Annotated in this window: 14 protein-coding genes; 2 read left to right on the plus strand and 12 right to left on the minus strand. The window is 62.8% G+C overall.

Annotation, left to right across the window (positions count from 1 at the left end; genetic code table 11):
• Positions 1–58: 58 nt before the first annotated feature.
• Genes ntrC through dusB form a run of 3 tightly spaced genes read right to left on the minus strand, consistent with a single transcriptional unit; the run spans position 59 to position 3,677 of the window.
• Positions 59–1,516: a nitrogen regulation protein NR(I) gene (ntrC, locus tag AC3EML_RS21025; protein ID WP_023668927.1), complete on the minus strand. Its 1,458-nt coding sequence runs from the start codon at positions 1,514–1,516 to the stop codon at positions 59–61.
• Positions 1,513–2,658, minus strand: coding sequence for a two-component system sensor histidine kinase NtrB (locus tag AC3EML_RS21030; RefSeq protein ID WP_352520376.1), 1,146 nt, complete (start codon positions 2,656–2,658; stop codon positions 1,513–1,515). The genes ntrC and AC3EML_RS21030 overlap by 4 nt, the downstream gene beginning before the upstream one ends.
• Complete coding sequence (gene dusB, locus AC3EML_RS21035) at positions 2,655–3,677, minus strand: tRNA dihydrouridine synthase DusB (protein ID WP_023668925.1); 1,023 nt, start codon at positions 3,675–3,677, stop codon at positions 2,655–2,657. The genes AC3EML_RS21030 and dusB overlap by 4 nt, the downstream gene beginning before the upstream one ends.
• A gap of 139 nt (positions 3,678–3,816) precedes the next feature.
• On the opposite strand from dusB, the gene AC3EML_RS21040 reads away from it, so the two are divergent.
• Both AC3EML_RS21040 and AC3EML_RS21045 read left to right on the plus strand, forming a co-directional pair.
• Positions 3,817–5,040, plus strand: a complete 1,224-nt coding sequence (locus AC3EML_RS21040) for a bifunctional 2-C-methyl-D-erythritol 4-phosphate cytidylyltransferase/2-C-methyl-D-erythritol 2,4-cyclodiphosphate synthase (protein WP_352520377.1) — start codon at positions 3,817–3,819, stop codon at positions 5,038–5,040.
• Positions 5,037–5,546 (plus strand): CinA family protein, encoded by a 510-nt coding sequence (locus tag AC3EML_RS21045; RefSeq protein WP_023696095.1) that lies wholly within the window; start codon positions 5,037–5,039, stop codon positions 5,544–5,546. The genes AC3EML_RS21040 and AC3EML_RS21045 overlap by 4 nt, the downstream gene beginning before the upstream one ends.
• On the opposite strand, the gene AC3EML_RS21050 is transcribed toward AC3EML_RS21045, so the two are convergent.
• The 9 genes from AC3EML_RS21050 to AC3EML_RS21090 all read right to left on the minus strand — a co-directional run bounded on the left by AC3EML_RS21050 (position 5,522) and on the right by AC3EML_RS21090 (position 13,248).
• Positions 5,522–5,983 (minus strand): type II toxin-antitoxin system RatA family toxin, encoded by a 462-nt coding sequence (locus AC3EML_RS21050; RefSeq protein ID WP_023736661.1) that lies wholly within the window; start codon positions 5,981–5,983, stop codon positions 5,522–5,524. The genes AC3EML_RS21045 and AC3EML_RS21050 overlap by 25 nt on opposite strands.
• Positions 5,984–5,994: 11 nt before the next feature.
• Positions 5,995–6,960, minus strand: a complete 966-nt coding sequence (lipA, locus tag AC3EML_RS21055; RefSeq protein ID WP_023688453.1) for a lipoyl synthase — start codon at positions 6,958–6,960, stop codon at positions 5,995–5,997.
• 208 nt (positions 6,961–7,168) lie between these two features.
• Positions 7,169–7,426: a GlsB/YeaQ/YmgE family stress response membrane protein gene (locus tag AC3EML_RS21060; protein WP_023668920.1), complete on the minus strand. Its 258-nt coding sequence runs from the start codon at positions 7,424–7,426 to the stop codon at positions 7,169–7,171.
• A gap of 102 nt (positions 7,427–7,528) precedes the next feature.
• Complete coding sequence (gene lpdA, locus AC3EML_RS21065) at positions 7,529–8,977, minus strand: dihydrolipoyl dehydrogenase (RefSeq protein WP_023668919.1); 1,449 nt, start codon at positions 8,975–8,977, stop codon at positions 7,529–7,531.
• Between the two features lie 21 nt (positions 8,978–8,998).
• A complete protein-coding gene (locus tag AC3EML_RS21070) occupies positions 8,999–9,640 on the minus strand; it encodes an SGNH/GDSL hydrolase family protein (protein ID WP_023682555.1) in 642 nt (213 codons plus the stop codon).
• Positions 9,637–10,056: a hypothetical protein gene (locus AC3EML_RS21075; protein WP_023668917.1), complete on the minus strand. Its 420-nt coding sequence runs from the start codon at positions 10,054–10,056 to the stop codon at positions 9,637–9,639. The genes AC3EML_RS21070 and AC3EML_RS21075 overlap by 4 nt, the downstream gene beginning before the upstream one ends.
• Before the next feature lie 14 nt (positions 10,057–10,070).
• Entirely contained in the window at positions 10,071–11,492 is a 1,422-nt protein-coding gene (locus AC3EML_RS21080) for a pyruvate dehydrogenase complex dihydrolipoamide acetyltransferase (protein ID WP_352520378.1), read from the minus strand.
• A 2-nt stretch (positions 11,493–11,494) separates the two neighbouring features.
• Positions 11,495–11,800: a hypothetical protein gene (locus AC3EML_RS21085; RefSeq protein WP_023714177.1), complete on the minus strand. Its 306-nt coding sequence runs from the start codon at positions 11,798–11,800 to the stop codon at positions 11,495–11,497.
• A gap of 26 nt (positions 11,801–11,826) precedes the next feature.
• Positions 11,827–13,248 carry a pyruvate dehydrogenase complex E1 component subunit beta gene (locus AC3EML_RS21090; protein ID WP_023682558.1) on the minus strand — a complete coding sequence of 474 codons (1,422 nt, stop codon included), beginning with the start codon at positions 13,246–13,248 and terminating at the stop codon, positions 11,827–11,829.
• Position 13,249 lies beyond the last annotated feature (1 nt).

Genomic DNA, 13,249 nt, shown 5'->3' on the forward strand with positions numbered 1-13,249 from the left:
TTCGGCCGCCGATCCCCTGAAAAGGGGATGACCTCGCGTCACTTCGGGCAGCAGGCGCTCATGATCTCGACGATTTGTACACGTTGACACCCAGCTCGCGAATCTTCTTGCGCAACGTGTTGCGGTTGAGGCCCAGCAGTTCGGCGGCCTTGATCTGGTTGCCGCGGGTTGCCGTCATCGAGGCAAGGACCAGCGGATATTCGACCTCCGACAAGATGCGTTGATAGAGACCTGCCGGCGGCAAATCACCGGCAAAAGAGGCGAAATAGCGCTGCAGGAAGTGCTCCACCGCCTGGCCGATGGACAGATCGTCCGGGATCAAATTGCCGCCGCCGGGAATGACCGGCCTTTCGCCTGTCTTCAGTTCGGCCTCGATGATCTCGGCTGATATTTCGTCCTGCGAATAGAGCGCCGCAAGCCGGCGCACCAGGTTTTCCAGCTCGCGCACGTTTCCCGGCCACGGATAGCGCTTCATCAATTCGATGCCGCCGGTCGAAATGCGCTTGGTCTGCAAGCCTTCGCTGGCGCCGATCTTGAAGAAATGCCGCACCAGATCGGGAATGTCTTCCGATCTCTCACGCAAGCCCGGCAGCCGAAGCGGCACGACATTCAGGCGATAGAACAGATCCTCGCGGAAAAGCCCCTGGTTGATCAGCGTGCGCAGATCCTTGTTGGTGGCGGCGACGATGCGCACATCGGTCTTGATCGGGGTGCGCCCGCCGACAGTGGTGTATTCGCCTTGCTGCAGCACGCGCAGCAGCCGCGTCTGCGCCTCCATTGGCATGTCGCCGATCTCGTCGAGGAACAGCGTGCCGCCCTCGGCCTGCTCGAAGCGGCCTGTCGAGCGGTTCTGTGCGCCGGTGAAGGCACCCTTCTCATGACCGAACAGTTCCGATTCGATGAGGTCGCGCGGGATTGCCGCCATGTTGATGGCGACGAACGGACCGCCTCGGCGGCGGCCATATTCGTGCAGCGCGCGCGCCACCAATTCCTTGCCGGTGCCGGACTCGCCCGAGATCATCACCGTCAGATCGGTCTGCATCATGCGCGCCAGCATGCGGTAGATGTCCTGCATGGCGGCCGAGCGGCCGACCAGCGGCATGGCGTCAGGCTGTTCTTCCGGTCGCGTATCGATCTTCGGTCGGCGCGGCTCTGACAGCGCACGATTGACGATGTTGAGCAGCTCGGTCAGGTCGAACGGCTTCGGCAGATATTCATAAGCACCTGTTTCGGAAGCACGAATCGCCGTCATGAAAGTGTTTTGCGCGCTCATCACGATGACCGGCAGCTCCGGCCGGGCCTTCTTGATGCGGGGCAGCATGTCGAAGGCGTTCTCGTCCGGCATGACAACGTCGGTGATCACCAGATCGCCCTCGCCCGCCGCCACCCAGCGCCACAGCGTCGAGGCGTTGGAGGTCACGCGCACCTCATGGCCGACGCGCGACAGCGCCTGATTGAGCACGGTGCGGATGGCCGCATCGTCGTCGGCGACGAGAATATTGCCGCGAACCGTCATTTGCGGTCTCCTTCGCCTTCATCATCGGCAGTGTCGATGGGTGTTTCTTTCCAGGCCGGCATCAGGATTCGGAAGGTGGTGCCGCGCGGCGTCGAATCGCATTCGATGATGCCGCCATGCTCGCCGACGATTTTCGCCACCAGCGCCAGGCCGAGCCCCGAGCCGTTCGGCTTGGTGGTGATGAACGGATCGAACAGGATCGGCAGAATGTCTTCCGAAACGCCCGAACCATTGTCGCGCACGCAGAATTCAAGCGGCAGCGACACGCGGTCCTGGGTTCCGGGAACGGACACGCGGATGCCCGGCCTGAACGCGGTCGACAGCACGATCTCCCCCTGTGGGTCGCCGCCGATGGCCTCGGCGGCGTTCTTGACCAGGTTGAGGAACACCTGGATCAGTTGGTCGCGGTTGGCGAAAACCGGAGGCAATGATGGATCATAGTCCTCCATTATCCTGATTCTCTTGGCAAAACCGTTCTTCGCGATTGCCTTCACATGGTCCAGCACGACATGGATGTTGATAGGATAGCGGTCAATCGGCCGCTCGTCGGAAAACACTTCCATGCGGTCGACGAGGGAGACTATGCGATCAGTCTCGTCAGTGATGAGGCGGGTCAGCGCGCGATCCTCGTCGGACGCCGAGAGTTCGAGCAGCTGTGCGGCGCCACGAATGCCGGACAGCGGGTTCTTGATCTCATGCGCCAGCATGGCGGCAAGGCCGGTGACCGAACGCGCGGCACCCCTGTGTGTCATCTGCCGGTCGATCTTGTCGGCCATCGAGCGTTCCTGGAACATCACCACGATCGAGCCTGGGAATTCCGGCACCGGCGCGACATAGAGATCGACGACCTTCTCGATGCCGAGACGCGGCGACGACACGTCGACACGGTATTCGTTGACCGGCGCACGGCGCTCGCGCACCTGATCGACCAGCTGCAGCAACGGGCTGCCGAACGGGATCAGCTTGGACAGTGTGTTGCGGGCAAGCATGTTGGCACTTGAACGGAAGAAGTCTTCCGCATCGGCATTGGCGTAGGTGATGAACCCGTCCGGATCGACCATGATGACCGGACGGCGGATGGTGTTCAGCACGATACTGGCGGCATCCGCCATGTCGGAGCTCGGTGTGACGGTGGCGTTCATGCGGCGCTCCGCAAGGGCGTGGCTTCGCCGGAAAACACCTCATGCAGCAAGGCAATGACGCGGGCGGGTTCGAAAGAGGTGAGGATGGCTTTCCGCCGCTCATCGGAAACGCCAGCAGCGTGGCGGTCGAGATACCAGCCGAGATGCTTGCGCGCCTGGCGCAAGCCGCTTTCGACGCCGTAAAGCGTCAGCATGTCCTCGTAGTGGGAAACGATGTAGTCGGCCATGGCTTGCGGGCTTTCCGGCACGCCGGAGAGCGCGTCGCCCGCAGCCGTCGCCGCAATGCGGCCCGCCGTCCATGGCGCGCCATAATGGGCACGACCGATCATCACCGCGTCGGCGCCCGACTGTTCAAGGATTTCGGCGGCCTCCGCGGGCGAGCCCACATCGCCGTTGGCGACGACCGGGATCGAGACGGCGTCCTTGATGCGGGCGATGGCGCCCCAATCGGCCTTGCCTTGATAAAACTGGCAGCGCGTGCGCCCATGCACGGTCACCATTTTAACACCGGCCTCTTCGGCGCGGCGCGCCAAGACGGGTGCATTGAGCGCATTGTCGTCCCAGCCGAGCCGCATCTTGACCGTGACCGGCACCTGGACCGCGCCGATCACCGCTTCGATCAGCGACAGCGCATGGTCGAGATCGCGCATCAGCGCCGAGCCGGCATAGCCGCCGGTCACCTTCTTGGCCGGGCAGCCCATATTGATGTCGATGATGTCGGCGCCCTCGCCGGCAGCGATGCGCGCGCCCTCGGCCATGTGCTCGGCCTCGCGGCCGGCAAGCTGAACCATATGGACGGGCAGCCCGGAATGACGGATGCGCAGGTCGCATCCGACCCTGCCCTTGGCAAGCTCGCCGCTCGCCACCATTTCCGACACGACCAGGCCCGCGCCATGCGCGTCGGCGCGCTGCCGGAACGGCTCGTCCGTTATTCCCGACATGGGCGCGAGGAAGACGCGGTTGCGGATCGTCACGCCGCCAACGTCGAGCGGCGAAGCCAATTTTGTCACTTCAGGCATGCACAAAAACCAAGCATATCGGATTGCTGCACATTCTCTAGCCATAAGAAAGGCATTGTGCAACGCGCAATGACGTCACATTGCGGCGCATTTGGGAAAATGCTGGCCTTCGCCATAAGCCGCGACTAAGCCTCTCGGCATGACAGACGCAAGCGAAAAACCGGCCGAGGCGACGACCGACAAGGTCGGCTTGGTCATCGTTGCAGCCGGCCGCGGCGCGCGTGCCGGACAGGCCGACGGGCCGAAGCAATATCAGCGCATCGGCGGCCGTGCCGTTATCGCGCGCACGCTGGAGACGTTCCTGGCGCATCCCAAAATTGGCCCCGTCGTCGTCGCCATCCATGCCGATGACCGCGCGCTTTTCGACAAGGCAGCCGGCCTGTATGCCGAGCGGGTTACCGCCGTGGTCGGTGGCGAGTCGCGCCAGGCATCGGTCCGGCTCGGCCTGCTGGCGCTGAGGGACCGTACGCCCGGCCGTGTCCTTGTCCATGACGCGGTGCGGCCCTTTGTCGACGCGGCCCTGATCGACCGTACCATCGCCGCCATTGGCGAGCGGCAGGGCGCGCTGCCCGCTTTGCCCGTCGCCGATACGCTGAAGCGCGAGTCGACGACCGGCATGATCGAAGAGACGGTGCCAAGGGACGGCCTTCATGCCGCCCAGACGCCGCAAGGCTTTCCGTTCTGGCCGTTGCTCGCCGCGCATGAAAAGGCCCATCATCTCGGCAAGGCGGATTTCACCGACGATGCCGCGATCGCCGAATGGGCGCATATTCCGGTAAAAATCGTCGAGGGGTCGCCGGACAATGTCAAATTGACCTGGGCAAGGGATATCGCGATGGCGGATCAACGGCTTACTGGCGAGCGTTTTCCAGACATTCGCACCGGCAATGGCTATGACGTGCACGCCTTCGAGGCCGGCGACCATGTCACCCTGTGCGGCGTCGCCATTCCGCACGGCAAGAAGCTTTCCGGCCATTCGGATGCCGATGTCGGCCTGCACGCGCTGACCGATGCGCTGCTCGCCACTTGCGGCGCCGGCGACATCGGCACGCATTTCCCGCCTTCCGATCCGCAATGGAAGGGCGCGGCGTCAAAGAACTTCGTCGAGCATGCGGCCAGGTTGGTGCGCGAACGCGGCGGCCGCATCGCCAATGCCGACATCACGCTGATCTGCGAGGCGCCGCGCGTCGGCCCGCATCGCGGGGCCATGACCAATGCGCTGTCGGCGATGCTGGGCATTTCCAGCGATCGCATCTCGATCAAGGCGACGACGAACGAGAAACTCGGCTTTGTCGGCCGCGAGGAAGGCATCGCCGCCATCGCCACCGCCAGTGTCGTCTTCCCCGGGGAGGTTCCCGCATGAACAACAGCGATCTTGCCAACGCCCTGCTCCAGGTCTGCCAGCAACGCGGCATCATGCTGGCGACGGCCGAGAGCTGCACCGGCGGCATGATCATCTCGGCACTGACCGACATTGCCGGCTCGTCCGCTGTCGTCGATCGCGGCCTCATCACCTATTCCGATGAAGCAAAGATGGAGATGCTCGGCGTCTCGCCCGCCACACTCGAGGCGCATGGCGCCGTCTCGCGCGAAACGGTTCTGGAGATGGCGGAGGGCGCTCTGGCCCGCTCGCGCGCCGGGCTTGCGCTTGCCGTCACCGGCATTGCCGGCCCAGGCGGCGGCTCGCCGGAAAAACCGGTCGGCCTCGTCTGGTTCGGAGTTGCCCTAAGAGGTGGGCCGGTGGCTGCCGAGCTCAATATGTTTGCCGACAATGGCCGCGACTTCATCCGCCGTGAGACCGTCAAGCATGCGCTGGAGATCGGCCTGCGCGCGCTCGGCGACACTCATGAGATGGGCGTCGTTCCGTAGATGACGTCCGCACGTTTTTCGAAGGCTTCGGAAAACATGCGGAAGGCGCGATCGAACATGGTGCCCATCAACACGCCGAGGATACGGCTCTTGAACTCGTAGTCGATGAAGAAGCGAACGTTGCAGCCGCCGCCGTCGGCCGGCTCGAAGCGCCAGATATTGCTGAGATATTTGAACGGCCCATCGATGTATTTGACGTCGATTGTGTTCTCGTCCGGCTTCAGCAGCACCTGCGTCGTAAAGGTCTCGCGGATCGCCTTGTAGCCGATGCTCATATCGGCGAGGAGAATGGTGCGGCGATCACGCTCCTTGCGAGAGCGCACCGTCAGCGCCTCGCACAGCGGCAGAAATTCAGGATAGGTCTCGATATCGGCAACCAGCGCAAACATCTGCTCCGGCGTGTGGGCAACGCGGCGTGTGGCTTCGAATTTCGGCATTGAAGCAGGATTTAACTGGCTTTTTTGAGCTGCGCCTCACGCGCCGCCCGCAGCCTGGCGAAATCGTCACCGGCATGATGCGAGGAGCGCGTCAGCGGGCTCGACGCCACCAGCAGGAAACCCTTGGTCTTGCCGATCGTCGCGAAGGAGTTGAACTCCTCCGGCGTGACGAAGCGGATCACCGGGTGGTGTTTCTTCGACGGCTGCAGATACTGGCCAATGGTCATGAAGTCGACATTGGCCGAGCGCAGGTCATCCATCAGCTGCAGGATCTCGTTGCGCTCTTCGCCGAGGCCGACCATGATGCCGGACTTGGTGAAGATCGACGGATCGAGCTCCTTGACCCGCTGCAACAGCCGGATCGAGTGGAAATAGCGGGCACCCGGCCGCACCGTCAGGTAGTTCGACGGCACGGTTTCGAGATTGTGGTTGAAGACATCTGGCTTGGCCGCCACGACGATCTCCAGCGCGCCTTCCTTGCGCAGGAAATCGGGCGTCAGGATTTCGATCGTGGTCAGAGGTGTCGCTGCCCGGATCGCCCGGATAACCTCGGCGAAATGCTGCGCGCCGCCATCGGCGAGATCGTCGCGGTCGACCGAGGTGATGACGACATGGGTCAGCCCCATCTGCTTGACGGCATGCGCGACACGCGCCGGCTCATCGGCATCGAGCGCGGTCGGAATGCCGGTGGCGACATTGCAGAAGGCGCAGGCGCGCGTGCAGATCTCGCCCATGATCATGAAGGTGGCGTGCTTCTTTTCCCAGCACTCGCCGATATTGGGGCAGCCGGCCTCTTCGCACACCGTGACCAGCTTGTGCGACTTCACGATCTCGCGAGTTTCGGCATAGCCCTTCGACATCGGCGCCTTGACGCGGATCCAGTCGGGTTTGCGCAGCACGTCCTGATCAGGCTTGTGTGCCTTCTCGGGGTGCCGCAGGCGCGGCGCGTTGGCGATCGTGTCGAGAACAGTGACCATCTCAAACCTGACTTGTTGGCGTCTGCCCGTCGGCATTCGCCCTTCTGGCGTCATCTAGGACTTTTCGGTGCAAAGAAAAAGGCTGCGGCGGCGCATGCCGCCACAGCCTTTTTCGCATAGCGGGGATCCAGAGCAATTCCAGGAAAAGTGTGACACGGTTTTCCGTCCGGAATTGCGTCAGAAGAACGAGATAAAACGGCGAGCCGTTTTATCGGCGAATGAGCCGCCCGGCAAAGATCAGCAGGCAGGCGCCGATGAAGCCGGTGATCAGGTAGGCGAGCCAGCCGACACCGAAGGGTTCGATGTTGAGCGCCCTGAGAATTGCGTTCAGCACCACCGCGCCGACAATGCCCATAATGATGTTCATCAAGACGCCGGTATTGCTCTTCATGACCATCTCGGCCAGCCACCCGGCCAAACCGCCGATGATGATGGCCGCAATCCAGCCCACGCCATTCACGTCCATATGCCAACTCCTCCAGTGTCAGGTGAAAATGCATCCGGAAACGAACTGTCTTGCCGTAAGGTTCCTCCGGCGCATGCGTCTGAGTCTCGCGGCACCAATTTATCACGCGTTGAGCGCACGGCCATAGGCATCGAGCACGCTTTCCTTCATCATCTCCGACAGCGTCGGATGCGGGAAGATGGTGTGCATCAGCTCTTCCTCGGTGGTCTCCAGGTTCATCGCCACGACAAAGCCCTGGATCAGCTCCGTCACCTCGGCGCCGACCATATGCGCGCCGAGCAGCTGGCCGGTCTTCTTGTCGAAGATGGTCTTGATGAAGCCCTGGTCCTCGCCAAGCGCGATCGCCTTGCCGTTGGCGCCGAACTGGAAACGGCCGACGCGGATGTCCTTGCCTTCGGCCTTCGCCTTGGCTTCGGTGAGCCCGACCGAGGCGACCTGCGGGTTGCAATAGGTGCAGCCCGGGATCTTCAGCTTGTCTGTCGCATGCACGCCGGGGAAATTGGCGATCTTCTCGATGCAGACCACGCCTTCATGCTCGGCCTTGTGGGCGAGCATCGGCGGTCCGGCGACATCGCCGATAGCGTAGATGCCGGGAACGTTGGTCTTGCCATAGCCGTCAATGACGACGCAGCCGCGATCGGTCTTCACGCCGAGCGTCTCGAGGCCGAGATTATCGATGTTGCCCTGCACGCCGACGGCCGAGATCATGCGGTCGGCGGTGATCTTCTCGACCTTGCCGTCCTTCATCTCGACATGGGCGGTGATCGAGTTGGCACCCTTCTCGACCTTGGTCACCTTGGCCTCGAGGATGATTTTCATGCCCTGCTTCTCGAACTGCTTCTGCGCGAATTTCGAGACCTCGGCATCCTCGACCGGCATCACCGCCGGCAACAGCTCGACCACCGTCACCTCGGCGCCCATGGTGCGGTAGAAGGAGGCGAACTCGATGCCGATGGCGCCCGAACCCATGACCAGCAGCGACTTCGGCATCTCCTTCGGCACCATCGCCTCGAAATAGGTCCAGATCAGCTTGCCGTCCGGCTCGATGCCGGGCAGCGCGCGCGGCCGGGCGCCGGTGGCGAGAATAATGTGCTTGGCGGTATAGGTGCCCTCGCCCTTGACGCCCTTGGGCACCGGCGGCTGCGGCTCCATCGGCTTCTTCGCCGTCTTGGAGACGACGATTTCACCCGGCTTGGAGAGCTTGGCCTCGCCCCAGATAACGTCGACCTTGTTCTTCTTCATCAGGAAGGCGACGCCGCCATTGAGCCTCAACGACACTTTGCGCGAGCGGTCGACGACAGCGGCCGTGTCGGCGCTGACCTTGCCGCCTTCGAGCTTCAGGCCGTAGTCCTTCAGATGATCGGAATAGTGCATGATCTCGGCCGAGCGCAGCAGCGCCTTGGTCGGGATGCAGCCCCAGTTGAGGCAGATGCCGCCGAGATGCTCGCGCTCGACGATCGCCGTCTTGAAGCCGAGCTGGGCGGAGCGCACCGCCGTGACATAGCCGCCGGGGCCTGAGCCGATGATTATGACGTCGTAGGATTCAGCCACGGGGTTTCTCCCTGATTTTCTCTAGAGTTCCAGCATCACACGCACCAATGGCGCCAATGCGTCACCTATATTGCGCGTGTTTTCGGCATCGAGATGGACCCCGTCGATCGGTGTGGTCTCGGCCACCGTGCCGGCATCGAAAAAGCCGCAGCCGGCCTCGTCGGCGAGCGCGGAATATTGCGGCGCCAGCCGCTTCGAGGCCTCGTCGCCGCCGGCAAACATTTCCTTGAATTCGGCATTGTCGGTGCGGCTGACCGCTGGTGGCGCGACGATCAGGATTTGCGGCGCGGCCCAGTCGAACGGATAATCGTGGCCGCGCACGATGTCGATCAGCCGTTGCACCCCCTGCTTGGCCGCGACCGGATTGCCGTGGATCCAGGGCTTCATGTCGTTGGCGCCGAGCATGATGATGATCAGGTCGAGCGGCGCATGGCTGGTCAGGATCGTCGGCAGCACCTTGGCGCCATTGCGGTCGGCACCAGCCAGGTGATCGTCGAAAGCCGTGGTGCGGCCGTTCAGACCTTCGGCAATGACTTCGATATCATCGTCGCCCAACGCCGCCTTGAGCACGCTCGGCCAGCGATCTTCCAGCGCATGACGCCCGAGGCTCGCCGCGTCATAGCCCCAGGTCAGGGAATCGCCGTAGCAGAGGATCGTCTTCATGCACCCGCACCCGCCTCCGCCCTAAGCCCGCGCCGCACGCGCCATCCCACGAACAGCCACTGCACGATAACCGTGGCGATGCTTGGCAAAAACAGACCGGCGACAACGGGGAGATCGCCCGACCACTGGGCTTTGCCAGGCGGCTGCGAGAAGGTCCAGGCAATCAGCCCGATTCCGGCCAGCACGAACAACGAAACCCCAACAAGCCCCGTCAGGTTTATCGCCCTTTGCGGGTTTGGCACGAACTGCGCGATGAAAAACGCCACGGTCGCAACGATGGTGACCAGCGCCGAAACCATGAAGACCAGGATGTATTCGGAATTCGCATTGGTGACGATTGCCAGCCACAGCGCCACCAGCCCGCCGGCCAGGCCGGAAAGGATCAGGGCGAAAAGGCTGGTGACGAATTTCCGCACAGCCTTTTTCCTTCCTAGACCAGCATGCCCATCGGATTTTCGATCATGCGCTTGAAGGCGACCAGAAGTTCGGCGCCGAGCGCACCGTCGACGGCGCGGTGATCGGTCGACAGCGTCACCGACATGATATTGGCGATTCTGATCTCGCCATTCTTGACCACCGGCCGCTGCTCGCCGGCACCCACCGCCAGGATCGTCGCATGCGGCGGGTTGATGACGGCGGCAAAGTCCTTGATGCCGAACATGCCGAGATTGGAGACAGCCGTCGTGCCGCCCTGATATTCCTCAGGCTTCAGCTTGCGGCTGCGGGCACGGCTCGCCAGATCCTTCATCTCGTTGGAGATAGTGGACAGTGTCTTTTCGTCGGCGTGGCGGATGATCGGCGTGATCAGGCCGCCGGGGATCGACACGGCAACGCCGACATCGGCGTGCTTGTGCTTGACCATGGCGCTTTCGGTCCACGACGCATTGGCATCCGGCACCGCCATCAGCGCCATCGCCATCGCCTTGATCACCATGTCGTTGACCGACAGCTTGTAGACGGGCACTTCGCCCTTGTCGGTCTTCTTCATCGGAGCCGCCGCATTGATCTGTGTGCGCAGCGCCAGCAGCGCATCGAGCTCGCAGTCGAGCGTCAGGTAGAAATGCGGGATGGTTGTCTTGGCCTCGACCAGGCGGCGCGCAATGGTCTTGCGCATATTGTCGTGCGGGACGAGCTCATAGGACCCTTCGGCAAACAGCTTCAGCACCTGTTCGTCCGACGTCGCCTTGGGTGCCGCAGCCGGAGCCGCAGGTGCCGGAGCGCCGGCAGGTGCGGCTTTCGCGGCCGGTGCAGCCTTGGCGCCACCGCCGGCAATCGCCGCCTCGACATCGGCCTTGACGACACGGCCATGCGGGCCGGTGCCACTCACAGCGGACACATCGACGCCGGCGTCCTTGGCTATGCGCCGCGCCAGCGGCGAGGCGAAAGTGCGCTCGCCTGACGATTGGCTGATCTCCCCCCTTGTGGGGGAGATGGCCGGCAGGCCAGAGGGGGGCGCGACAGACTGAGAGGTCGGCGGGACAGCGCCCCCCTCTGTCGACTTCGTCGACATCTCCCCCACGGGTAGGGAGATTGACGCCTTATCCTGGTTGGCATCGGCTTTCGCGGGCGCGGCATCGCCACCACCCTTTGCCGCCGCCCCTGCATCCTCGCCTTCGCCGGCGAGAATGGCGATCAGCGCATTGACCTTGACGCCTTCGGTGCCGGCCGGAACGACCAGCTTGGCGACCGTGCCCTCATCGACGGCCTCGACTTCCATCGTCGCCTTGTCGGTCTCGATCTCGGCGATCACGTCGCCCGGCGAAACCTTGTCGCCCTCCTTGACCAGCCACTTGGAAAGATTGCCCTCTTCCATCGTGGGCGAGAGTGCCGGCATGGTGATGTTGATTGGCATAGTTACTCTCCCTGCAAGCCAGCCGGGCTAACCACGGCAAGTTCTAGACGTTTGCCTTTGAATTCCTTGCCAATCGATCGGGCCAAGAAGAAATTCAAACAAAGGAATGATGCTACAAGCCCAAGGCATGCTCCCCCAACAGAGCTCAGTACCTGAATTGCCTCATGGCGAAGTCCAAAAAAACCGCCAATGAACCCAATGACGAACCCAACAATCGCGCCAGCAACAAATCCACAAGCGATACTAGACAGGAAGCTCCGCCAAAATAGAGACCAAGCTATTCTCCTCACATCTGCCATCGTCGCCATTTCTGCCTCCCCCGCAAGAAAGACCGTCAGCGATACGTGACGGCTTTGACCGCCTCTATGACCTCGCCGACATTGGGCAAAGCCAGCTTTTCGAGGTTCGCCGCATAAGGCATCGGCACGTCCTTGCCGGCGATGGTGATGACCGGCGCGTCGAGGAAATCGAAGGCGCGCTGCGAAACCTGGTTGGCGATGTGGTCGCCGACCGAGTTCTGCGGGAAACCTTCTTCCACCACGATCAGGCGGTTGGTCTTTTTCACGGAGGCAATGACGGTGTCGAGGTCGAGCGGGCGGATGGTCCGGAGATCGATGATCTCGGCATCGATGCCCATGCCGCGCAGTTCGGCTTCCGCCTTGATGGCATAGGTCATGCCGATGCCGAACGAGACGATGGTGACGTCCTTGCCCTGCTTGTGAATGCGCGCCTTGCCGATCGGCAGCACGAAATCATCGAGCTTCGGCACGTCGAAGGACTGGCCGTAGAGGATTTCGTTTTCAAGGAAGATGACCGGGTTCGGATCGCGGATCGCCGCCTTGAGCAGGCCCTTGGCGTCGGCAGCCGTGTACGGCATCACCACCTTCAGGCCGGGAATATGGCTGTACCAGGCGGCATAGCACTGCGAATGCTGGGCGCCGACGCGGGCGGCCGCACCGTTCGGTCCGCGGAACACGATCGGTGCGCCCATCTGGCCGCCCGACATATAGAGCGTCTTGGCCGCGGAGTTGATGATCTGGTCGATCGCCTGCATGGCGAAGTTGAAGGTCATGAACTCGACGATCGGCTTCAGGCCGGCCATCGCCGCACCGACGCCGACGCCGGCAAAGCCGTGCTCGGTGATCGGCGTGTCGACGACGCGGCGCGGCCCGAATTCCTGCAGCAGCCCTTGCGTGATCTTGTAGGCGCCCTGGTATTCCGCGACCTCCTCGCCCATGACGAAGACATCGCCGTCGCGGCGCATTTCTTCAGCCATGGCATCTCGGAGCGCTTCGCGCACCGTGGTCGAGACCATCTCGGTGCCGGCGGGAATATCCGGATCGGCGGCAGGTTTGGCCGCCGGAGCGGCGGGAACTGCCTTCGGAGCCTCGCCGGCATCCTGGGGAGCCGCTTTTGTACCTTCCTCGGCTGCATCGGTCCGCTGACCGCCAGCGGAAACGGCATCCTGGGTGGAGGCAGGCTTGCCGCTCTTTTCGACATCGCCTGCACTTTCACCGTCCTGCAGCAACACGGCGATCACCGCGTTGACCTTGACGCCTTCGGTGCCGGCGGGAACCACGATCTTGCCGATCGTGCCTTCATCGACGGCTTCGACTTCCATCGTCGCCTTGTCGGTTTCGATCTCGGCGATGACATCGCCGGCGACGACCTTGTCGCCCTCGTTCTTCAACCATTTGGAAAGATTGCCCTCTTCCATGGTCGGCGAGAGAGCGGGCATGAGAATTTCGATCGGCATG

The sequence above is a fragment of the Mesorhizobium sp. P170090 genome (assembly GCF_057786115.1).

What these genes read in the sequence shown, in the direction of transcription:
- ntrC (WP_023668927.1), bottom strand. Translation starts at nt 1,516, where the DNA reads ATGACGGTTCGCGGCAATATTCTCGTCGCCGACGACGATGCGGCCATC.
- AC3EML_RS21030 (WP_352520376.1), bottom strand. Translation starts at nt 2,658, where the DNA reads ATGAACGCCACCGTCACACCGAGCTCCGACATGGCGGATGCCGCCAGT.
- dusB (WP_023668925.1), bottom strand. Translation starts at nt 3,677, where the DNA reads ATGCCTGAAGTGACAAAATTGGCTTCGCCGCTCGACGTTGGCGGCGTG.
- AC3EML_RS21040 (WP_352520377.1), top strand. Translation starts at nt 3,817, where the DNA reads ATGACAGACGCAAGCGAAAAACCGGCCGAGGCGACGACCGACAAGGTC.
- AC3EML_RS21045 (WP_023696095.1), top strand. Translation starts at nt 5,037, where the DNA reads ATGAACAACAGCGATCTTGCCAACGCCCTGCTCCAGGTCTGCCAGCAA.
- AC3EML_RS21050 (WP_023736661.1), bottom strand. Translation starts at nt 5,983, where the DNA reads ATGCCGAAATTCGAAGCCACACGCCGCGTTGCCCACACGCCGGAGCAG.
- lipA (WP_023688453.1), bottom strand. Translation starts at nt 6,960, where the DNA reads ATGGTCACTGTTCTCGACACGATCGCCAACGCGCCGCGCCTGCGGCAC.
- AC3EML_RS21060 (WP_023668920.1), bottom strand. Translation starts at nt 7,426, where the DNA reads ATGGACGTGAATGGCGTGGGCTGGATTGCGGCCATCATCATCGGCGGT.
- AC3EML_RS21070 (WP_023682555.1), bottom strand. Translation starts at nt 9,640, where the DNA reads ATGAAGACGATCCTCTGCTACGGCGATTCCCTGACCTGGGGCTATGAC.
- AC3EML_RS21080 (WP_352520378.1), bottom strand. Translation starts at nt 11,492, where the DNA reads ATGCCAATCAACATCACCATGCCGGCACTCTCGCCCACGATGGAAGAG.
- AC3EML_RS21085 (WP_023714177.1), bottom strand. Translation starts at nt 11,800, where the DNA reads ATGGCGACGATGGCAGATGTGAGGAGAATAGCTTGGTCTCTATTTTGG.
- AC3EML_RS21090 (WP_023682558.1), bottom strand. Translation starts at nt 13,248, where the DNA reads ATGCCGATCGAAATTCTCATGCCCGCTCTCTCGCCGACCATGGAAGAG.